Origin of the sequence: Mesorhizobium sp. M1C.F.Ca.ET.210.01.1.1 (assembly GCF_004791585.1) — a bacterium.
Lineage (GTDB): Bacteria > Pseudomonadota > Alphaproteobacteria > Rhizobiales > Rhizobiaceae > Mesorhizobium.
The window spans coordinates 1-301 of the sequence record NZ_SRUU01000189.1; the positions used below are offsets into that span (position 1 = coordinate 1).

A 301-nucleotide genomic window follows, 5' to 3' on the forward strand; every position below is an offset into this window, starting at 1 on the left:
GCGAACCAGGTCTCGACCGACAACCCCTTGCCTTCCGAGGTTTCGATCTGGTCGGCGCGCTGCAAGGTGCGATTGATCCGCTTGACCAGTTCCGGCGCGGCGTTGGCCGGGTAAAGCGACTGGTCTGGGTACATGGCGGACGCCGTATTGGCGTCGGCGGCCACCTGCCAGCCCGAGAGAGAAATCGCCTTGAGCACCGCGCGAACCTGCTGCATCGCCTGGTTGCCGGACATCGCGCCGAGCGCGTTGACGAAATCCTCCTCGTGGATGAGCTTCCACAACCGGTTCGCGCCCATCTCGG

Annotated in this window: 1 pseudogene; it reads right to left on the minus strand. The window is 64.8% G+C overall.

The features are described from left to right. Positions 1-301: pseudogene (locus tag EN853_RS33520) on the minus strand (isocitrate lyase); the annotation flags it as partial.